The 20,007-nt window shown below is 65.5% G+C and carries 16 protein-coding genes and 1 tRNA gene; 7 read left to right on the top strand and 10 right to left on the bottom strand.

Annotation, left to right across the window (positions count from 1 at the left end; genetic code table 11):
* Positions 1-49 precede the first annotated feature (49 nt).
* Both QM624_RS12445 and QM624_RS12440 read left to right on the top strand, forming a co-directional pair.
* Positions 50-122, top strand: a tRNA-Lys gene (locus QM624_RS12445).
* A 569-nt stretch (positions 123-691) separates the two neighbouring features.
* Positions 692-2,281, top strand: a complete 1,590-nt coding sequence (locus QM624_RS12440) for a helix-turn-helix transcriptional regulator (protein WP_415092248.1) — start codon at positions 692-694, stop codon at positions 2,279-2,281.
* Here QM624_RS12440 and QM624_RS12435 read toward each other — a convergent pair.
* A complete protein-coding gene (locus QM624_RS12435; protein WP_415092246.1) occupies positions 2,242-2,952 on the bottom strand; it encodes a hypothetical protein in 711 nt (236 codons plus the stop codon). The genes QM624_RS12440 and QM624_RS12435 overlap by 40 nt on opposite strands.
* Positions 2,953-3,298: 346 nt before the next feature.
* The gene (locus QM624_RS12430) at positions 3,299-3,532 is read right to left on the bottom strand and encodes a hypothetical protein (RefSeq protein WP_415092244.1); all 234 of its coding nucleotides are present in this window, start codon (positions 3,530-3,532) and stop codon (positions 3,299-3,301) included.
* A 546-nt stretch (positions 3,533-4,078) separates the two neighbouring features.
* Between QM624_RS12430 and QM624_RS12425 the strand changes: the two genes are divergently transcribed.
* From QM624_RS12425 to QM624_RS12410, 4 genes are read left to right on the top strand one after another with little or no spacing between them, the layout of a single operon-like run.
* Entirely contained in the window at positions 4,079-5,461 is a 1,383-nt protein-coding gene (locus QM624_RS12425; RefSeq protein WP_415092242.1) for a DNA cytosine methyltransferase, read from the top strand.
* A complete protein-coding gene (locus tag QM624_RS12420) occupies positions 5,458-7,350 on the top strand; it encodes a DUF262 domain-containing protein (protein WP_415092240.1) in 1,893 nt (630 codons plus the stop codon). The genes QM624_RS12425 and QM624_RS12420 overlap by 4 nt, the downstream gene beginning before the upstream one ends.
* Positions 7,351-7,353: 3 nt before the next feature.
* Positions 7,354-10,167 (top strand): Z1 domain-containing protein, encoded by a 2,814-nt coding sequence (locus QM624_RS12415; RefSeq protein ID WP_415092238.1) that lies wholly within the window; start codon positions 7,354-7,356, stop codon positions 10,165-10,167.
* Positions 10,164-11,225, top strand: coding sequence for a PD-(D/E)XK motif protein (locus tag QM624_RS12410; RefSeq protein ID WP_415092236.1), 1,062 nt, complete (start codon positions 10,164-10,166; stop codon positions 11,223-11,225). Before QM624_RS12415 ends, QM624_RS12410 begins: the two co-directional genes overlap by 4 nt.
* 237 nt (positions 11,226-11,462) lie before the next feature.
* Here the strand turns inward: QM624_RS12410 and QM624_RS12405 are convergent, their stop codons facing one another.
* The 3 genes from QM624_RS12405 to QM624_RS12395 are packed head-to-tail and all read right to left on the bottom strand — an operon-like array spanning position 11,463 to position 13,617.
* A complete protein-coding gene (locus QM624_RS12405) occupies positions 11,463-11,927 on the bottom strand; it encodes an RpiB/LacA/LacB family sugar-phosphate isomerase (protein ID WP_415092234.1) in 465 nt (154 codons plus the stop codon).
* Positions 11,928-11,963: 36 nt separating this feature from the next.
* On the bottom strand, positions 11,964-13,265 hold the full coding sequence (locus QM624_RS12400; protein WP_415092232.1) for an ABC transporter substrate-binding protein: 1,302 nt from the start codon (positions 13,263-13,265) through the stop codon (positions 11,964-11,966).
* A 46-nt stretch (positions 13,266-13,311) separates the two neighbouring features.
* Positions 13,312-13,617 (bottom strand): DUF3618 domain-containing protein, encoded by a 306-nt coding sequence (locus tag QM624_RS12395; RefSeq protein WP_415092230.1) that lies wholly within the window; start codon positions 13,615-13,617, stop codon positions 13,312-13,314.
* 127 nt (positions 13,618-13,744) lie between these two features.
* On the opposite strand from QM624_RS12395, the gene bcp reads away from it, so the two are divergent.
* Positions 13,745-14,236, top strand: coding sequence for a thioredoxin-dependent thiol peroxidase (gene bcp / locus QM624_RS12390; protein WP_415092228.1), 492 nt, complete (start codon positions 13,745-13,747; stop codon positions 14,234-14,236).
* Positions 14,237-14,240: 4 nt separating this feature from the next.
* Here bcp and QM624_RS12385 read toward each other — a convergent pair whose 3' ends face one another.
* From QM624_RS12385 to QM624_RS12365, 5 genes are all read right to left on the bottom strand, one after another.
* Positions 14,241-16,286 carry an MDR family MFS transporter gene (locus QM624_RS12385; RefSeq protein ID WP_415092226.1) on the bottom strand — a complete coding sequence of 682 codons (2,046 nt, stop codon included), beginning with the start codon at positions 16,284-16,286 and terminating at the stop codon, positions 14,241-14,243.
* Positions 16,283-16,705, bottom strand: coding sequence for a MarR family winged helix-turn-helix transcriptional regulator (locus QM624_RS12380; protein ID WP_415092225.1), 423 nt, complete (start codon positions 16,703-16,705; stop codon positions 16,283-16,285). The genes QM624_RS12385 and QM624_RS12380 overlap by 4 nt, the downstream gene beginning before the upstream one ends.
* 98 nt (positions 16,706-16,803) lie before the next feature.
* A complete protein-coding gene (locus QM624_RS12375; RefSeq protein WP_415092223.1) occupies positions 16,804-18,219 on the bottom strand; it encodes a hypothetical protein in 1,416 nt (471 codons plus the stop codon).
* Positions 18,209-18,934: a TIGR03943 family putative permease subunit gene (locus QM624_RS12370; protein WP_415092221.1), complete on the bottom strand. Its 726-nt coding sequence runs from the start codon at positions 18,932-18,934 to the stop codon at positions 18,209-18,211. Before QM624_RS12370 ends, QM624_RS12375 begins: the two co-directional genes overlap by 11 nt.
* Positions 18,924-19,964 carry a permease gene (locus QM624_RS12365; protein WP_415092213.1) on the bottom strand — a complete coding sequence of 347 codons (1,041 nt, stop codon included), beginning with the start codon at positions 19,962-19,964 and terminating at the stop codon, positions 18,924-18,926. Before QM624_RS12365 ends, QM624_RS12370 begins: the two co-directional genes overlap by 11 nt.
* Positions 19,965-20,007 lie beyond the last annotated feature (43 nt).

Raw genomic sequence — 20,007 nt, 5'->3', positions numbered from 1 at the left:
GCCCGCCGATTTTCCCTCCGGGCACCGGTTCGGTATAGTTACTGATCGCGCGCCGCTAGCTCAACTGGCAGAGCAGCTGGCTCTTAACTAGCGGGTTCGGGGTTCGAGTCCCTGGCGGCGCACAGCTTGGCCCCCACCTTCGGTGGGGGCCTTTTGCTTGCCCGTCATGATCCATCAATCATCGTATCCGGTGCGATCGGCGATCCTCCCTGCAACCTCCACCAGGTTGCGAGGCGTGCGGTCGAAACATCTCCTACTCGCGCCAGGATGCCTGAGGCAGGTTGCATGTGAGCGCGACCTCCTTGAGGTTCCAGCGCATCGCCCAGCGGATGATCGCGAGGCGCGCTCCAAACGTGGCGAGCCTCGGTGGCTCCGAGGCCGATTGGTCGTAGCTGAGGGTAAGTCGTGCTTGACACGACTCAGTGCGCCGCGGGCTATATCTCCGTGCAAGACACGAGATATAGCGCTTCTGACGACCTGCGAGGTTGCCGGCGTCCTACGCGTCGATCCATCGACTGTGCGTCGCTGGCCAACGACCGGGGGCACGGTATCCGTGAGGCTTCCAACGGAACGATCCGGTTCCCACAGTCTGAGGTCAACCGGGTCCTCACCCGGGGAGCGGAGGCAGCCCAAGGCGACGCCGCACCTGCGGAGGCGGTCGGGTCTGCCGGTGCCGAGCCAAGGGCGTAGAGTGATCAAGCTCGGCGCCTTATGGGAGGTTCCGACGGAGCCGGATGTTCGCTCCGTGACGCTGATGGCGGGCCCGGTATTCGACGCCACCGTTGCGCCGCACCCCGGCTTGCGTCCGGTATCCGACGTGGAAGCTCAGGCACAACTCGACAACATCGGGTTCGCGGCCGGCCACGAAGATGCCACCGCCACTGCGAGCCGGGACACCTTGCTCCGCACGCACTTCTTCAAGGTGCTGTGCCCAGACCTCGACAAGATCTACCTTGAGAGGGGCGAGCGGGCGCACTTCATCGGCCATGGCTTCCGCTACACACTCGTGCCCACGCGCGACACGGACGATTACATCACGAACGACTTCTGGGCCATTGAGGATGATACCGACGGGTTCCCGAAGGTCGCCGTACTCTTGGACGACCCAGTCGAACACCTGCTGGTCGAGTTGAGCCCGTACCGCTCGTTCGGCCAGTTCGTTCGCGTCCTTTGCCAGCTGGTTCGCATGTTCAGCGATCCGCTTGCCCTCGGAAGCTGTCCGAGCGGCCATCGCGATGTCCTCACGCGCGACCTTGAGTTGCTCCTGGGCTGCCTTCGCCTCGCAGGCGGCGTACCTGAGGGCAAGGATGCCCGTCACGCTGCCGACGCCGCCAAAGGCGACGGAAGCGATAACGAGCCAGTCCATGAGACTCACCGTAGTGCTGAGCAACGGGACGTGTGCACCGACGCCAAGCGGATCTCCCAGGACTTGAGCGACATCCTCAGGCGCCACAACCCCGCCGCCCATATCGAGGGGCTACTTCGCCAACTCGGCCTCGATAGCACCGACGACAGCGACCAGGACGTCGACCTCGTTTTGCATGGCCATCGGGAGTTGGCCGAGAAGGCCTTGCAGGTCGTCCGTGGGGAACTCCCCCAGTTGGACAGCGAGCAACTGGCGGGAATCGTCGATGCGCTGAAAGACCTGGTCGGTGATGGGGGTAGCCATGGTGACTCTCCCTTCTTGTCTTCCGGTGTTGCTGCGCCGGTGGCCGAGGAGCCCACCTCCTCGGATGCCCCCATCATGCAGGGCGCCTCTGACAGCGGCACTGCACCGTCCTCTGTTCGGGGGTCGGTGCCACTGTCAGATGGCAACACAGGCGTCGTTCCGGCATGGACGTTCGGGGATCGGCTCCGGAAGGTCCGCCGCGTCAACAACCTGACCCAGATCCAATTCGCTGAGGCGCTCGGCGTGAACCCGAAGTCGCTCGCTGCGTGGGAAGCCGACGCTTGGGAACCGCACGACATCGTGTCCGTCGCGCGTCGCATTCGGAGCCTGGGTGGCCCAGCCCGGACTGGACGCTGGGTCTGGATAAGAACACGGGGCAGGTCAGCGAGCACGGCGGGCTACCCGAGGCGTTGGGAGGCCACGGCGTCCGCGCAGGTGAGCCCGATGACGGTGTTGCGATCGATTCAGGTGAGGCTCGCTGAGCTGCACCTGTCTATCCTGATGCACAGGATCCGCACCTGCTGTTGCACGAGGTCGAGGGGTGCCTTAACGACGGGATGCTCGTGTTGTGGTCAGCCAGTTGTGATCTGGCCGGTGACGGTGCCGACGTAGCTGCCGATAGCGGCCTGCATGAACGGACTGTTCACGAAATTGCTGACCTTGCGGACCAGCTTCTTCACGAGACCGGACGCCTTGTTCGCATCGTCGCTGTCGAACTGAACGAACAGGCGGGTGAGAGCCCCAGCGAGTTGATCCGCGCAAGCGGCGACATCAGCCATCCCGCGGAACGCAGCCTCGGCCAGCGCCTGCTCCAGGTGGCTGACGAGTACGAGCAGATACTCGCGTGTCTCCTCGGGGAGGTCCGCTGACACGAGCTGCTCACGTATAACGAGCAGGAACTCCCGTAGTTCGGTGAACTCGGATGTCTTTTCCATCAGCAGTGCGCGGCCCTCAAGTGCCGACACGACCACCGCCAGTGTGCCGAGCGCGCTGCGGGGGATGATTTCGCGCGCCTGCCCGGAACTGTCGAGTTGCCACTTGCTGGAGAACACCGCGTCACGGATATGGGCACGGATCGTTTCGAACCCATCTCGCAGGTCGCTGTCGTCCAGCGCTTCAACGAGTTCTTCTACCTCGACGGCGCAGCGGACAGCGTCGACGCTCGGCGTCCACCAGTCGCCACCTGCTGACGCACGCACCGTTGCCGGGGATCCAGACGCCGGGATCTTCTGCCACGCCCGCATGTACTCCAGCAGGCGGCGAGCAGATGATGCGTCGTTCATGGCGCTGATTGTGCCCGACCCGCTCCACACCAGCGCGGACGCCGCGCGACACCACCACGACGAACTGAACCCGAGGAAGGGGCTCCACGCTCATTCATCTGTCCGGTGGGTTGCACGCGCCCGAGGAGCGCGAGCAGTGAGCGGCGTGGCCAGTTATAGCTCGGTCTGACCGCCGGTACTCCCGGAGGGCTGTATCACCGGCGCATTGCCAATGGTGAGCCGTCACTCAGCCACTCCGGCATGAAGACGCTGCTGGAGAAGTGGCCGGCGAAGCATGCCGGAAAGCGGGCGGCGCGACGAACCTGAGTGATCCTGGCATTGCCCTCCACTACGGCGAGCCGGCCTGTCAGTCCTCTGCATCCGTATGGGCGCGACGCGGAACTCCCATTCCCGCCGGCAGGCGACTCTCAAGGGCCACAACGGCATAGGCAACCGCGTTGATCGCCGCGATCGGATCGTCGGGGTGCTGCGCGATGCGCTCGAGCATCTCGGACGAGACGGGCAGGTGCTCCTTGAACTCCGGGTTCTGCCAGCCGATGCGTCGACCGTTGGCCTCAATCGCGATCGTGATGTCCGCCATGTGATGACTCCTCTGCTTCGGGACGGCTGGATCCCGTCCTGACGCCCACAGTAGAGGTGAGTTGGACGGCGCTGACGACTCCTGCGCTCGCCGCGGATGGTGCGCGAGGAGGGGCCACGATCAAGGCGATCGAGGGTGAGCTCATCATCGGCGATATTGTTGCTGCCGGTTCCGGTAGTTCTCGGAACGGCCAACTGCAGATCAAGATCGCGCGCCACAGTATGGAGTGATCTGGCGCACAGTAGGCCCCGGGCGGCCGCCGGGCAGCATCAAGTGAACTGCCCCTCGACTTGCAGGAGCGGTGACCGTTCTGGTGGCGTGCTCCGCGAGGACACGGCCACCCGCGTGGTCTTGTCGGGGCCTGATATAGCTCGTGACGGGGCACCGATCGAGGCGCTTGATCGGTCCTGCTGCTGTCGACTCTGCGCGACCGCTGCATGTCGACTTCAAAAATGTCAGTGGGGACTGGGAGTCTTGTAGACACGGCGGATCGAGACCGCTGGCCCTGGCCGAGCACCGGCAGGAGTGACCCGGCGAGGAGGCGATGTGGCAGCCACAACACCGACCTTCGAGTTTGTCGACCTCTTTTCGGGCCTGGGAGGCTTCCACGTGGCTCTCGATCGCCTAGGCGGCAAGGGCGTGTTCGCTGCCGAGCGCGAGCCGACCCTCAACGCACTCTATAAGACCAACTTTGGCATCCAGCCCTGGAGCGACATCAACGATCTTGAAACCGATGAAGATATTGAGCGCGAGGTCCCCGACCATGACGTGCTGACTGCGGGTTTTCCTTGCCAGCCGTTCTCCAAGGCCGGCGACCAGATGGGTTTCGCAGACACTCTCCAGGGCAACCTCTTCTTCAAAGTCCATCAGATCCTCCGCGTCAAACATCCTCGCCGCTTCATCCTTGAGAACGTGCCCAACATCCTGAAGCATGACAGCGGGCGCACCAAAGCGAAGATCATAAACATGTTGGAACTGCTCGGCTACGCGGTCGACGTCCGGCACTTCTCTCCTCATGAGTTCGGCATACCGCAGGTCCGGGACCGCGCATATTTCGTTGGCTCGCTCAACGGACTGGATGAGTTCAAGTGGCCGACCAAGCACAAGAACCCCACAGACATCACCTCGGTACTCCGGCAAGACGTACCCTCCACCCGCTCGATCCCCGAACAGACGTTGCGTGCGATCGACATGTGGGGCGACTTCCTTCGCCGTTCGCCCTCCTCGTTGAAGATGCCCTCGTTCCCAATCTGGTCGATGGAGTTCGGTGCAACCTACCCGTACGAAGACGAGACGCCGCCGGGCGTGTGGGATCGCCGGCCGGTATGGGGTCTACGGCAGATGGGTGTCAAAGGCAGCTTTGGCCAAAGTCTTGAGTGCACGGTCGACGAACAGAAAGAACTGATCCCAAGTCACGCCAATCGTTACGGCGACTACCAGTTCCCGCGCTGGAAGCGCACCTTCATCCGACAGAACCGCGAGTTTTACGACGACAACTGCTGTTGGCTCGACCCGTGGCTCGAGAAATGGAGGCCCGAGACCATGCCGTCGAGTTTCCAGAAGATGGAATGGAACGCCCAGGGCGAGCAACGCGACATTGATAACTTCGTTCTGCAGGTGCGTGCCTCGGGGCTCCGGATCAAGCGTCCGACGACATCCCCGAGCCTCATTGCCTTCACCCAGACCCAGGTCCCGATCCTCGGCGCCAACCTGACAGGCGAACGCCGATACATGACACCTGCCGAGTGCGCTGAACTCCAGAGTCTCGGCAACATCCAGCTTCCATCGTCCGACCTCGACGCCTACAAAGCACTCGGCAATGCCGTCAACGCCCGTGTCGTCAAAGCTATCGCTCAACGCCTACTCATAGGGCTGGGCGACTTCACCGCCGCTGACACCGACCTCGAACTGTTGGGAGAAATCGCGTGACCGAGAACGCCGAATACAACGACATCGAGAGTGACGAGGATCCCCGAACCCAGCTGTGGGAGAGTATCGCAGACGGAGTTTCCGCTCTGTCGGAGGCGACAGACACCCCCTTGGGAGTCTCAGCCGCCACATCCTCCATCAGCCGCGACGACGTCGACATGTCATCGGACGACTCCTGGATGCCACAGCTTGCGGAGGTCCAGGGCTGGCTCAACCTCTCGGAGCAGTTGCCTAACTCCGGACGCGCCGCCTTTCTCGCCAGCCTTGTCTCGAGCCTTGAACTCGAAGCCGGCGAAGCGATCGACACGACCGTCACCCCGAACCAGCTCACCCCGCTGGCGCTGGAGAGGCTCAGCCAACGCATCGAGCTCGCCTCACGTCTGCAACAAGACTTCATCGAGGATCTGGAGGCTGACGGCGCCACACGGGCGTCGGCGACAAGCAACTGGTCGGCGGCCTGGGAGGAGTCCGACCCTGGCGCCCAGCCACTCAGCACCGAACCCGTCATCGCCACGGCCGACGTAGTTCCAATCAGCGAACTCACCAACTCCGACCTGAATCTCACCCCCTCTTACCAGCGGGGTGACGTCTGGACAACCAACGACCGACAGGCACTCATCGAATCCGTCCTTCGTGGCGTCCCCCTCCCGTCGATTATCCTCCGGGAAGTCGGGGCCTCCGACCCTCAGGAGGTCGTCGACGGGAAGCAACGGCTAACCGCGCTGCTGAGGTTCGTTGGCAGCCATCCCGCAGCCCTCGAAAGGGTCCAGGAAGCAGATGCCCGGCATCCTGGCAAGGACCTGCTCAGGAACTTCCGGGAGAACTACCCCAAGTTCAAAGCAGCCTGGAAGACGCTGGAGGGTGAGAGCATCACCGCGGCACTCGAGAACGAATACTACTTTCCCTTCAAATTGCGCAATAACGGCAGCGGTGGCCTCAACGGCCACGAACTCGAAGCTCTCCGTGGCAAGTACTACACCCAGATCCTCAAGAACGTCATTAAGGTCGCAGGAGCCGAGATGACCATCGAGAAACTGTTCACCAAGACGGTGCCGTACAAGGTTCCTGTAATCCTTTATACCCAGGCAAATCCGCGTCAGATACACGACGTTTTCAAGCTCTACAACAAGCAGGGCGTGCACCTCAACGCCGAAGAACTCCGGAACGCAGCGTTCCATGAGATTGAACTCACGCCCGCGATCCTGCTCGCGGCTGGTGACGCCGACCCCCGCGTCGCCGTCAATGACATTGCGCCGTCGTTAGCGAACATTTCCGGCCTGGCGGGCCTCGGCGAAACACTCAGGGCCTATGGCTTCGGCGTCGGCCGCTACCGCCGCACCAAGGTCGTTTCGTGGATTCTGTCCCTGCTCCTACTCGACACGAAGGGCCAGAAGGTCAAGACCACCGCGCGCCACATCGACGAGTTCCTCACCCGAGTCCAGGATGACGCGCAGGACCCGCTACGTAACAAGAAGGTCCTGGCCGACCTGTTCGACTGGCTGAACTCAGCCGTCGACCTGCACGCGCGTCACCCGGAACTCTGGTCTGAAGCCTTCATGGACGGAGGCAAGGGAGTCAAGTGGCAAGAACTTCAACTCGTGGGTTCGCTGGTCGGGATCGCCTTCGCATTCGCTGCGTCGCCCGACGACATCGAGGCACGCATTGAACAGAGCGCCGATGCCATCTGGGAGGCCAGTAACGACGACTGGAAGCGAATCGAGAAGGCCCAGAGCAAGACCCAGTGGGACTACATCGCGCGCATCGCCAAGGGCGTGATCGAACTACTCGACCTAGATCCAGCGCAGGCATCCGAGGCCGTGAGGTACCGCTTCGGGTCATCAGGTTATGAATCCCTTGAGCGCATGATCCTGCCGGCGGACGAGCGGTAACCAATGGCAAGCCCACCGCTCACGGAGCGCGTCTACTTCCGTCCACCGGAGTTGGTCCCGGCAGACACATGGTGGTCGCGCTACGCGGCGCAACTCGGCGGGCTAAGCCCGACGGCCAAGGCCTCCGTTGAGGCAGACAGCCGATACATCCTCGAACGCGGCATCCTCGGCGACGGTGACCCCGGCATGGGAAACTGGCCAGCCAACCGCTCCCGGACCGGGTTGGTGATGGGGTCCGTCCAGTCTGGCAAGACCGCCTCGATGCTCGGCGTATCTGCACTGGCCATAGACCGTGGCGTGGACATCCTGATCGTCTTGGGCGGCACCAGGCTGTCGCTCTGGAGGCAGACATATGGGCGCCTCGTGGAACAACTCGACGCGGGCCCGGACAGCGCAGCCAAGCGCTCACGGCGCCTTCTCTGCCCAGCCGCCACCCTCGCACTGTCCGAGGGCAACCAGTCGCTGGATCGCACCTATCGTCTGATGCCGGCAACAGTGAAGCAGCGCCTGTTCCAACACCGGCCCATCATCATAGTGGCCATGAAGCAGACTCACCATCTGCGTGCCCTCGGCAACAGCCTGCGCAAGAACGTATTCAGTGCGATCAAGGAACTCGATCGCTCAGTGCACATGGTGGTGCTCGACGACGAGGCAGACGACGGCTCCATCCTCGATGCGATCGTCGAGTCCGCGCAGGATCCCGTCTACGGCAACCTAAAACAGATCCCCCGGACGGTCGCGAATCTGTGGGATCCACCTCAGGGCGCGCCCACGAACCTGTTCGCCACCTATATCGCCTACACGGCGACGCCCCAGGCTAACCTCCTGCAGGAGGACCACAACCCACTGGCCCCACGCGACTTCCTTATTTCGCTGCGCACCCCGCTCGACGTTGGCCATCCGGTCAACACCGCGAACCCGACCGACCTTAGCGTCCCTCGCTCATCAACCTACCCGGAGCCGGCAGGCATCGACTCCTACTACACCGGCGGGGAGGTCTTCTACCGCCGGGCACGAAGCGCGGGCCTGTGCGTACCCACCACTAGCTCCACCGTGCACGACCTCGCCGAGGCCGTGCGGGCCTTCCTCGTGGCTGGTGCGATTCGACTGCATCGCTCGGGCAAACTCGGCCCAACCTCGGCCGCCACGACGCAGTTCGACACCGAGGACGATGCTCTCTCCAGCGTCGCTGCGCCCCACTCGATGCTGTATCACCCCTCGGCCACCATCGCGGAGCACTTCGGAGCAGCCGAGCAAGTCCTGCTATGGGCCGGCATCAGTGACCGACGGACCGCGCGCAGGCTACTCAACAGTGGAGACGCCCGGCTGCCCGACGCCCTGGCAGCTTCGCTGCGCGCAAATCCGACCCCGTGGTCGCAGTGGCTGGACAAGTACCGTGCCTCTGCCGACGAGATTGAGTCCGAGTTCGATGTGCTTCCGCCCAGAGCTTTTCCAGACTGGCAGACGATCGAGAAGCTTCTTGTCAACGAGATCATTCCGGGAACCAGGGTCGCCGTCGTCAACAGTGATCCCGGCGCGGACGACCGACCTGCGTACGCACCGGCAGAGGACCCGACTACCGGCAAGTGGAATGCCGCAAGGGATCTCAGCACGATCTTCGTCTCCGGCAACGTGATGGCCCGTGGGCTAACCCTCGAAGGGATGACCACCGCACTGTTCCAGCGTTCCTCGGCCAACCCGCTAGCCGACACGCAGATGCAGATGCAGCGCTGGTTCGGCTATCGCGGCTCCTACATCGAGTTGTGCCGCATCTTCGCATCCCAGGGTCAACTCAACCTATTCCGTGCCTACCACGACGTGGACGAGGCCCTGCGTGCCGCCGTTACTGAACACATGATGAGTGGTGCCCCCGAGCCCTCAGTGCTGCAAGGGCTTAACTTCGCCGCCACCGGCAAGATCGCCAACGTCGGCAACTACCCGCTGGCACCGGGCGCCCAGCCCTTCGTGAAGGTGATCAATGCCGGCCGGCAACCGGACCCCAACGCCGACGTGGTCGCAGAACTCTTCGGTGGGCCCTCAACCGACCTGGTGGTCGGCAACATACTGCGCGGACGGGTCCTGGACCGCTCCCTTGATCTGACCGAAGCTGCGCAACTGCTCGACAGCCTCGCCTTCGACAACTACCGACCTGGCTCCGAGAGTATCCAGGGAGAGCTTTGGGAACGCATCGAAGCTCGGGTGAACGCGGTCAGCCCTCTCGCCGACCCCGGGTTCTACAGACCACCCGACAAGCGCGGGCAGGGCGTCCCTGCTCGCCGCGCCTGTCCGTACGCCATCGCTGCCTATCTCCGCCTCTGGTCGGCCAGCCTTACCCGCCCGGTCAATGGGCTGTTCGTGACAGGCCGTCCCGGCGACCCTTGGTCCTACGCGGACCTGGCGCGCAAGGCTGCCGAACAGCCGCGGTTCTGGATAGGTATCCGCTACGGGAGCGGCGGCCCGGTGTCAGTCGGCCCGCTTGCGCAACTCCGCTTCGACATCCGGACCACGACGAAGAACACCCTTGGGGGTCAGATCACCACCACCTGGGGCGCGAACGACCCCATGGCCGGGCCGGGCCAGTACCGCGGCGACTTGTACTTCGACTACTACCACCGACAGGCACCCCTGCCGTCGGCGAGTGGCGATGCGTCATGGCGCCCGAGTGGCTCCGACGGCCAGATCCTGTTCTATATCAACCAGCTGCCAGGGCAGCGGCACCCAGCTGTCGCAGTTGGAGTCTGCATCCCCGCCGGCGGTCCCGAACAGTTTTCAGCCACACGCGCTGGAGCGGCCACTGCATTGAGGAGCCTTCCGTGACCAGTTATGAAGATGTACTCGACCAGATCATGTCAATCGCAGTCGGCAGTGCCGGCGATGACCGGACCATCACATGGTTGACCGCCTCTCAGGTCGTAGGCCTGGCTAGGAACAGCCGCGGCCACCTGGAACTGTTCCTCGCAGGCGATCAGTTGAGGGCCAGGACCAGCACCGTGAGGTCCGCGATGCAGCACCACTCGTGGCACCGTGAGAACCAGCCACCCCTCAGCGCCAACCGCATCCTCCTGCCTGCGCTGGGCCACTTCGACCAAGTAGGGGCGTTCATAGCCGCCGAACTCCTACGCGAGAAAGCCGACGTCGACCTCGAACGCGCCTTCGCCGTGACCGAACCTCTGATCGAGCTCTCCATCAAGCGTCTGGAGATCTCCGAGAACGCCATCCTCGGATTGGTCGGCGAACTACTCTTCCTCGACGCGCTCTGCCGCCGCGCAGACGATATTCACGTCGGTCCGATTGTCCAGGCCTGGGATGGCTGGCGCCGATCAACTCGTGACTTCACCTGGGAAGGCACCGGGGTGGAAGTCAAAACCACCACCCAGAGCACCTCGAGTCACACCATCCATGGTGTCCACCAGATCGAGGCTGCACCAGCCACGGACGACGACCTGGGAGAGGCCAGCCTGCTGCTCGTCAGCGTGGGCCTGTGCCAGGCCGAGCCTGACGTGCCAGCCTTCTCGATTCCGTCCTTGGTAGACAGCCTCCTTGAACGGCTCAATGCGGCCGGTGCGGGAGGGATGATCGATGACTTCCTGACCCATGTTTCCGTCTACGGCTCCGAGTCCGGTATCGGCTACGAGCACGCTGCAATGGCCAACGACGCCCCGTTCACCACCCCATTCGCTCTCTCGTTCTTGCGTGGCTATGACATGGGGGACCCCGCCGTCGAAGTCCTCCGGCGCGATGATGTAGTCGCCCACCAGCATGTGAACGTCGAGTCCCTCACCTTCCGGGTGGACTTGCCCGCGACGATCAACCTCCACAATCCGATAGCTGGAATCCGCCGCGTGACCGAGGCCGTTCTTGGTCACTCTTCATAGAACTCCCGCCAGCAGATGCGGCCCGGTGAGCCTATGCAAGCATCAGATCCAATCGCAGAAGCGATACCTGGCGCCCCATCCACGAGGTCCTCATGCCAGCCGCGCGTTCTTTTCATCAGACCTGACTTGGTCCGCTACTCACCCTGACCGACAGCGATCAACCCCGAATTGCGCGTTGGGATCGAAACCCCTCACTGGCGTCCCACTGCATTCGCAGCGCGTCCCCGGGTCAAGGCTTCAGAGCGGTCGCACGTGGCGTTCGGCGATCTCGACCACCTTGGCGACCCGGCGGGCGTACTTCTCTTCGGTGGTGCCGAGCCAGTCAGTGGTCATCCAGGATTTGGCCACCTCCATCGCCAGCGCCGAACCGATGATCTTGGCGCCGAGGCAGAGCACGTTCGAATCCGAATGCGAGCGGGCGAGCCAGGCGCAGAACGGGTCCTGCGCGACCGCCGCGAACAGCCCGGGCAGCTTGTTGGCGATCATCGCCGAGCCGTACCCGACGCCGTCGACGAAGATCCCCCGCTCGCATTCGCCGCGGGCAACGGCCAGCGCCGCCGGATACACGTGGTCGGGCAGGTCACACGCCTCTTCGTCGTGAGCGCCGAAGTCCACCACCTCGTGTCCCTCGGACCGCAGCCAGGCCGCGATCTCGTTCTTCAGTGCCGTCCCGGCGTGGTCGTTGGCCATGGCGATGCGCATGGCGTCACGCTAGCGCCGACCGATCGGCGGCGACAGCTATTTGACCAGTGCTTCGAGCCTGAGCTGGAGGTCATTGAGCGCCGTCTGCGGATCCTTCGTCCCGTCGATGGCGGCGTGGGCCTCTTCTTGGATGGCACGACTGACATCGGTGCTGTAGCGGGCCGCCTTGGGCCGTGGCTGCGCGGTGCGGATCGAATCGCCGAGCGTCTTCAGATAGGGAATCTTCGCCTGCAGCGCCGGCTCGTCGTACAACTCCTCCAGCACCGGCGCCAGCGAGGCGTCCGCCAGGCGGCGCTGCTGCTGCTCCTTGGTCTGCATCCAGTTCACGAACTTCAGCGCGGTGCCCTTGTTCCTGGCGAACGCCGAGATGCCCAGGTTCTGCCCGCCCAGCGTGGAGACGCCGGGGCCGTCCTTGCCGGGCAGCGGGGCCACCGCGAAGCGGCCGGCGACCCGGTCGTCCTTCTCGGCCAGCTCGTACATGTAGGGCCAGTTGCGCAGGAACAGCAGCTTGCCGCTCTGGAAGGCGGCCCGGGACTGCTCCTCCTGCCAGGTCTTGGCCTCGGCCGGGATCCTGCCCGAGGTGAACCCGTCCACGATCCAGCTCAGCCCGGCCAGCGCCTCGGGGCTGTTGACGCTGGCCTGCCCCTGCGCGTTGAGGATCGAGCCGCCGGCGGAGTTGATCGCTTCGGCGACGTTGCTGGTCAGCCCCTCGTACTTGTCGAACTGGCCGCCGTAGCACGACATCCCGTCCTGGCTGGGTAGCACCTTGTCACAGGCCGCTTGGAGCTCCGCCCAGGTGGTCGGCGGCTGCACCCCGGCCTTGTCGAGCAGATCCTTGCGGTAGTACAGCAGGGCACCGTCGGAGGTGGACGGCATCGCGTAGAGCTTGTCGAAGTAGGTGCCGGAATCCACCGCCGCCTTGAGGTAGCCGCCGGTCGGGAAGCGGTCGGACGGCAGCTCCTGCAGCCAGCCGTTGGCCGCGAACTCGGTGGTCCAGACGACGTCGATCGCCATCACCGCGAACTCGCCCGATTTGTTCTTCGCCCGTTCGACCATCGCGTCGCGCTGCTCGTCGGTGGATTCGGACAGTTCGCGCAACTCGACCTGCTCGTTGGGATTGGCCTTGTTCCACTCCGCCACCTGAGCCTTGACCGTGCCCGAGGTGTCCTTGCCCTGGGCGTAGACGATCGGCCCGAGTTCGTCCCAGTTCGCGCTCGGCGCGGACGCGGTGACCGACGCCGAGGGCGCCGGCCCCGCGGTGCAGCCCACGCTGATCGCCAGCGCACCGGCGGCGGCCAGCGTGATCAGGGCTCGCCGGACGGCGCGGGCGTGACTCATCGAATCCTCGCTTCGGGGTGGGACGGGCGGGTGGCCGCGGGACGGCTCAGTCGCGGCGGATGCCCCGCAGGATGCCGCGCACCAGCAGCACGAAGGTGACCACGCCGGCGACCGCACCACCGATCAGCAGCACCCGCTCGGTGCGGAGCTGGCCGTTCTCGTCGATCACCTGGGCCTTCACGTTGTTCAATTCGGCGGCGGCGAGGTCACGGGCGTCGTCGATTCCACGCTGCATGACCGCCTTGGGATGCACCTGGTTGATCAGCCCGGCCACATTGTCGGAGAGGCGCTGGCGGGCAGCCGCGATCTCGGCCTCGATGTCCTGCTTGCTGCGGGTTGTGCTGTCGGCCACGGGGAGTCCTTCTGCCTCGGTTGGGGTCTCTACCCTATGCCCACCAGCACCCGGACAGGCACCCCCCAAAGGCCTGCGCCGCGACCACCGTCGGACCAGGGCGTCCACAGACCCTAGAGTGGGCCCCATGTCGAAGCTGTCTGTGGGCGACGTCGCTCCCGCGTTCACCTTGCCCGATCCCGATGGAACCCCGGTGTCGCTGGCCGACTACGCCGGACATCGCGTCATCGTCTACTTCTACCCGGCCGCGATGACCCCCGGCTGCACCACCCAGGCGGTCGATTTCTCGGCCGCGCTCGGTGAGATCGCCGCCGCCGGATTCGACGTCGTGGGCATCTCCCCGGACAGCGTCGAGAAGCTGGCCAAGTTCCGCCAGCAGCAGGAGCTGGCGTTCCCGCTGCTGGCCGACCCGGACAAAGAGGTGCTGAAGGCCTACGGCGCGTTCGGCCGCAAGGTGCTGTACGGCAAGGAGATCGAAGGCGTCATCCGGTCGACGTTCGTGGTGAGCGTCGACGACGAGGGCGTCGGCCACATCGACGTCGCGCAGTACAACGTCAAGGCCACCGGTCACGTCGCCAAGCTGCGCCGCGAACTGAAGATCCCCGCCCTGGAGGGCTGATCGGCTAGCCCCGCCGGTCGACGGCGATGTCGGCGATCAGCGCCGCCATCAGCTCATTGGCCACCCCGCGCAGCTTGCCGATGTCCACCGCCTCATGACGCTCGGCCACCGGCTTCTCGATCTCTTCCAGGATCGCGCGGCGCGGTGACTGGGCGGCGGCCAGCGCGACCTGGCGGCGCAGCTCCTCGCTCATCAGCACCCCGAGTTCACCGACCCGCCGCGCCAGTTCGCAGGCGTACCGCTCGGCACCGGCAGCCACCTCCGGATCATCGGAGGTGAGCATCTCGGCGGTGCAGTAGAGCAGCGTCAAGCCGTGGGAAAAGTCGCCGCCACCGAGTTCGGTAACGGCCCGTCGAGCCAACGGACGATCACCTCGGGCCGCGCTCTCAGCCACGACCGCCAGCTCGAGACCCAGCAGCCGCTCCCGGGTGCGCTCCCCCGTCCCGGTCCCGGACAGCACCGGCGCCACATCGCCGCCCTGCTGCGACATGGTGTCGAGCAGTTCGCGTCCGGCGTCGTCGGCGTTGCTGACCGTGTCACGCAACTCCATCGGCTTGATCAGCAGGGTGCAGACGAAGACCAGCACCACGATCGGAATACACACCAGGAAGATCGTCGAGATCTGCTGGGCCAGGGCGATCCGGACGGCTCCCACCACCTCGATCGGCAGCTTCCCGATCACGGTCGGGTCGAGCACCGAACCGGCGTTGATGGTGCCGTGCGGCATGGTCTTCGCCAGCTCCGGGGGCAGATGGGCGAAGATCGCCGAATCCAGCCCGGCACTCAGCACCGTTCCGAACACCGCGGTGCCGACGGTCGCGCCCACGTTGCGGAAGAACTGCAGCGCGGCGGTGGCGACGCCCAGGTCGCGCCGGGCCACGGCGTTCTGCACCACCAGCGTGTACTGCTGCGACAGGGCACCGAGACCAACGCCGATCAGGCCCACACCGGCGACAACCTCCCAGACCGACGATTGCGCATGCAGCCGGGCCAGCACCAGCACGCCGGCACCGAGCAGCACCGCGCCGACCAGCATGATCTCCTTGTAGCGGCCGTAGCGGGTGATCAGCAGCCCGGCGCCCATGCCGACGAAGACCAGGCCGAGCATCAGCGGCAGGGTGATCAGGCCCGAGGTGGTGGCGTTCACGCCGAGCACGCCCTGGGCGTAGACCGGCACGTAGATGATCGACCCGAACATCACCATCGACATGCCGAAGGCGCCCAGGTTGGCGAAGGTGAAGATGGTCGAGCGGAACAGCTGCAGCGGCACCACCGGCTCGGGTGCCCGCAGTTCGACGAACACGAAGATGACCAGGAACACCGCGCCCACCACGAACAGGCCGATGATCAGCGGCGAGTTCCACGGGTAACTGGTGCCGCCCATGGAGGCCGCCAACAGGGTGGCGGTGATGCCCACCGACATGGTGGCGATGCCCCAGTAGTCGATGACGGCCTTGCGCGGCTCGTGGTCCATCACCAGGAACCGGGCGATCACGAACACCGCGACCAGGCCGATCGGCACGCCCACGAAGAACAGCCAGCGCCAGCCCAGGGCGTCGGTGATCACGCCGCCGGCCAGCGGACCGGCGACGCTGGTGACGCCGAACACGACACCCATGTAGCCCTGGTATTTGCCGCGCTGACGAGGCGGAATGATGTCGCCGACGATGGTCTGCGAGAGCGGCATCAGAATGCCCATGCCGAGGCCCTGGACGGCGCGCGCCGCCACCAGCCACCAGAAGGTCTGTGCGGTGCCGGCCAGGATCGAGCCGAGCACGAAGATGCCCAGGCCGCCCAGGTAGAACGGACGCCGTCCGAACAGGTCGGAGAGCTTGCCGACGATCGGCACCGAGATCGCCGAGACCAGCATCGCGGCGGTGGCGACCCACGAGTAGTACTCCATGCCGCCGAGTTCGGCGACGATGCGCGGCATCGCCGGGCCGACGATGGTCTGTGAGATGGAGGCCACCAGCATGCCGAGCAGCAGGCCGGTGAAGATGCGCCGCGATTGCGGTGTCAGTTTGAAAGGTGCGGGGGCGGTGTCGGTCACGAGGCAGCCTTCCGGTGCAGTGAGTCGTTCAGTTCGTGGAGCAGTTCGGCGAGCCGGACGCGGTCGGGCTCGGGCCAGTGGTCAAGTGCGTCGGTCACCAGCGCAACCCGCCGTCGCTGCTCGACCAGGAAGGCGTCCCGGCCGGCGGAGGTGATCTCCACCTGCTGCGCCCGCCGATCGTCGCGATCGGTCCGGCGAGTCACCAGATCGCGCTCGGCCAGCGCGGCGATCCGGCGGCTGAGGGTAGAAGGATCGAGCCCCTCGTTCTGCGCCAGGTCGCCGGCCCGCATCGCGCCGTCGCGATGCAACCGCGCCAGCACCAGGTATTCGAGCCTGGTCAGCGTGGCACCACGGCGCTGATCGTTGGTGATCCGCCACAACAGGGTGAAGAACCTGGCGAGCTCCTCGGATAGTTGCATGATGCAACCATATAACTTTCAATGAACGCATTCCAGAGGCGCGGGCGGGGTGTTTCGACAGGCTCAACCAGCGGCGGTTGCGCTGCTCGGCGACCTCCTTACGACGCCCAGACCGGGAGGGATCCCCGAACAGTGGCGACCTGCTCACCGGTGGCGAGGTCGAAGATCCTCGTGGTGGCGTGGTCGGATGCCCCCGACGACAGGTCATCGAGCGGGGCGTCCGGGTCGAGCACCACCGCCCAGGCCAACTGCCCGTTCGGCGAGAGGCCGCTGTTCAACACCTGGCCCTGGTCGTCGGGCAGGGTGAACAGATCGGTGGTGCCGGCGCGAGTGACGTGTGCCAATCGGGTGGTCACGCCGGTGCCTCCGGTCCGCTTCTTGAAGGTGTTGAACTCCACCAGGTAGTCGCCGACGGCACGGAAACTTCGACGTCCGGCGAAGGTCCGCTTGTCCGGGTCGGGAGTGTTCGGGATGTCGGCGTTGAGGCCGCTGGCCAGGTCGAGCAGAAGCTGCTTGCCGCCTCCCTCGGCCATCAGCGTCGACGACCCGGGAAGGAACCCGATCAGCTGCCCGATGGGCCCCAGCGGCACCGGCGGAGTGCCGCCGTCCAGATAGACCAGGAATGCCTGCTCCTCGGGGGTGACCACGACCACCGCGTCGACGCCCGGAACGAACTGCCACTCACGCACGGCGAGCGGCTGGCCACTGGCGGTCACCTCGACCGGAGGCGACGCCAGGTCGGCGGCGTCCGCCACCAACAGGGAGTTCTGATAGCTGCTGTCGCCGTCGGTGCTGGTGAACACGTAGCCGAACCTGCTGCCGTCCGGGGCTGCGTTGAGCTCGGTGGCCAGCCCGGTCCCCGGCATCGCGACCGGCACGGAGGCACCCGTCGTCCGGTCGACCGCCACCAGTGCCGATGAATCCGGATCGGCGTTGCTGAGCGCCACCAGGAACTTCCGGGTCGCGACATAGCTTTCGATGCCCGGGGCGGTGATCAGGGTGCTGGTCCGGCCCTGGTCGTTGCTCACGACCGTGTCGTCCTGCGCTTCATCCCCTCGATGGGCGATCAGCGAATAGAGCGTCACTGCGGGGGTGCTGAAGGAGTAGCTCCAGTCCGCAATCGTGGTGGTGTACTGGCTGTGAACACCGCTGATCGCCACCTGGTACTCGGTGGCGTAGCTGAGCGGTGCGGTGAACCGCAGCGTCACCGTGCTCTCACTGGTCTGCACCGTGAACGGCACGGCCGGCGTCACCGTGACCTGTTCGGCCTCGACGGGCACCACCGGAAGACGACTCTTCAGCACCAGCCGCTCGCCGGCGGTCCCCACCGCCCGGTCCGCGGCGATGCTGGCCGAGGCCAGGCTCGGCGGACGCATCACCCCCGCCGCGCCCAGCCCCAGCGCCAACAGCGCGAGAACTGAACACAGGATCAGGCTCGTCCGCCAGAACCGGACGCCGCCACGACCCTCCCGCGATTCGCTGTCGACGGTGCTGGCACCCGACTCAGTACTCATAGGGGATTTCCGGTGCCGGGACGGAACGGATGCCGGTGGGCCGGATCACCAGCACGGCGCCACCGGGAGCGTCTTCCACCGGCATCATCCGGCCGGTCACCTCCAGCCACTGGTCCGCCTTGTACGACTTCGCCCAGTCCGGCTTGCTCACCGGCACCACGGCAGGACGCGCGTCGACCGTGCAGCAGGTGACCACGAACTTGGCCAGATAGAACATGTCCGAACGCTTATCGGCCGGCGCGACGAAGCCGGTCAGCTTGACCTGCTGGCCCGCATACTTGGCTGCGCTGTCCGGATTGACGACCAGGTCCGCCCAATCCCGGATGCGGAAGCTGGCGGGATCCGCCCCGGCCAGCCTGGTCGAGTCGGTCTCGGAGCCCGAACCGGACGAGCGCTGCTGCGCCGACGAGGCGGTCAGGGTGGACGGCGGAACGATCAGCAGTGCGACCACCATCGCGGCCGCGGCCGCCATCGCGGCCCAACTGCGTCCGCTGCCGCCGCCACGACGTCCCCGGGCCACCCAGGCCGCCACGGTGGCGGCCACCGCGAGGCCCGCCATGACGATGGTGAACGTGTTGTAGCGCGGGTGGATGTAGAGGTTCAGCCGTCCGGTGACACCCAGCCAGCAGATGGCCACCGAGCTGACCAGCGCGAGCAGCAGCCCCCACGGGAAGCCAGTTGCGGGGGCGTGGTCATGATCGTGGTCATGTGACAAGGTTCAGCCCCAATCCGAGCACGAGCGTGCTGAGTCCGATCAGTCCGGTCAGCAGGCCCAGGGTGCGGGTGGTGAAGGTGGTACGCAGCAGCGCCAGCATCTTGATGTCGATCATCGCCCCGAAGACCAGGAAGGCGACCACCGCGCCGGGTGCGAAGGCGGCGCTCAGCGACAGGATGAAGAACGCGTCCACGTTGGAGCACACCGAGACCACGAAGGCCAGCACCATCAGCACGCCGACCGAGATCACCGGGTTGCCGCCGATGGTGACCAGCCAGTCCCGCGGCACCCCCACCTGGATCGCACCAGCCAGGAACGAGCCGGCGACCAGCGCCGGGATCATTGCGGCGGTCTCGGTGGTGAAGGCTTCGGCGCTGCGCTGCCAGCGGCTGGGTGACTCGCTGTGGTCGGCCTCGCAGGCGGCACGGAAGCCCGGGGTCAGCAACTGGCTCGGGTTGGGATGCCGGGAGAAGACCCAGCCGACCAGATTGGCGATCACGAACGCCCCGAGGACGCGTCCGAGCAGGATGCCGTCGTCGAATCCGAACGCCTGATAGGTGGTGATGATTGTGACCGGATTCAGGATCGGTGCCGCCATCAGGAAGGTGAGCGATTCGCCCACCCCCAGCCCACGCAGCATCAGCCCGCGTGCCAATGGCACGTTGCCGCACTCGCAGACCGGGAAGACCACGCCCAGGACGGACAGCACGATCCGCCTCACCACGGGGTTGCGGGGCAGCCAGCCCCAGACCCGGTCCGGCAGCCAGACCTGCACGAGGATCGAAATGCCGATTCCCAGGAACACGAACGGCATCGACTCGACCATCACACTCACCGAGAGGGTGAAGAAGTCGCGGCCGGCACTCGGCAGCCACTGCGTCCAGGCGGGATCGGCGAACATCCGCAGGCCGATCAACGCGGCGATCGCGGCGACGCCGATCAGCAGCCGCAACCAGAGACGCGCCGCTCGCGGCCCCGGCGAGGCGCCGGACGCGGTGCGTTCCTCGGGGAGGGTGAGCTGGGTCGGCACCGAGCAAGCCTAACCCGCGTCCGCGTCAAGGCCAGCGACGCAC

Origin of the sequence: Micropruina sp. (genome assembly GCF_047606365.1) — a bacterium.
Lineage (GTDB): Bacteria > Actinomycetota > Actinomycetes > Propionibacteriales > Propionibacteriaceae > Micropruina.
The sequence above is the reverse complement of the archived record's forward strand: the minus strand, read 5'-3'. Positions and strand labels throughout refer to the sequence as shown.

What these genes read in the sequence shown, in the direction of transcription:
- bcp (WP_415092228.1), top strand. Translation starts at nt 13,745, where the DNA reads ATGTCGAAGCTGTCTGTGGGCGACGTCGCTCCCGCGTTCACCTTGCCC.
- QM624_RS12435 (WP_415092246.1), bottom strand. Translation starts at nt 2,952, where the DNA reads ATGAACGACGCATCATCTGCTCGCCGCCTGCTGGAGTACATGCGGGCG.
- QM624_RS12430 (WP_415092244.1), bottom strand. Translation starts at nt 3,532, where the DNA reads ATGGCGGACATCACGATCGCGATTGAGGCCAACGGTCGACGCATCGGC.
- QM624_RS12415 (WP_415092238.1), top strand. Translation starts at nt 7,354, where the DNA reads ATGGCAAGCCCACCGCTCACGGAGCGCGTCTACTTCCGTCCACCGGAG.
- QM624_RS12405 (WP_415092234.1), bottom strand. Translation starts at nt 11,927, where the DNA reads ATGCGCATCGCCATGGCCAACGACCACGCCGGGACGGCACTGAAGAAC.
- QM624_RS12380 (WP_415092225.1), bottom strand. Translation starts at nt 16,705, where the DNA reads ATGCAACTATCCGAGGAGCTCGCCAGGTTCTTCACCCTGTTGTGGCGG.
- QM624_RS12375 (WP_415092223.1), bottom strand. Translation starts at nt 18,219, where the DNA reads ATGAGTACTGAGTCGGGTGCCAGCACCGTCGACAGCGAATCGCGGGAG.
- QM624_RS12400 (WP_415092232.1), bottom strand. Translation starts at nt 13,265, where the DNA reads ATGAGTCACGCCCGCGCCGTCCGGCGAGCCCTGATCACGCTGGCCGCC.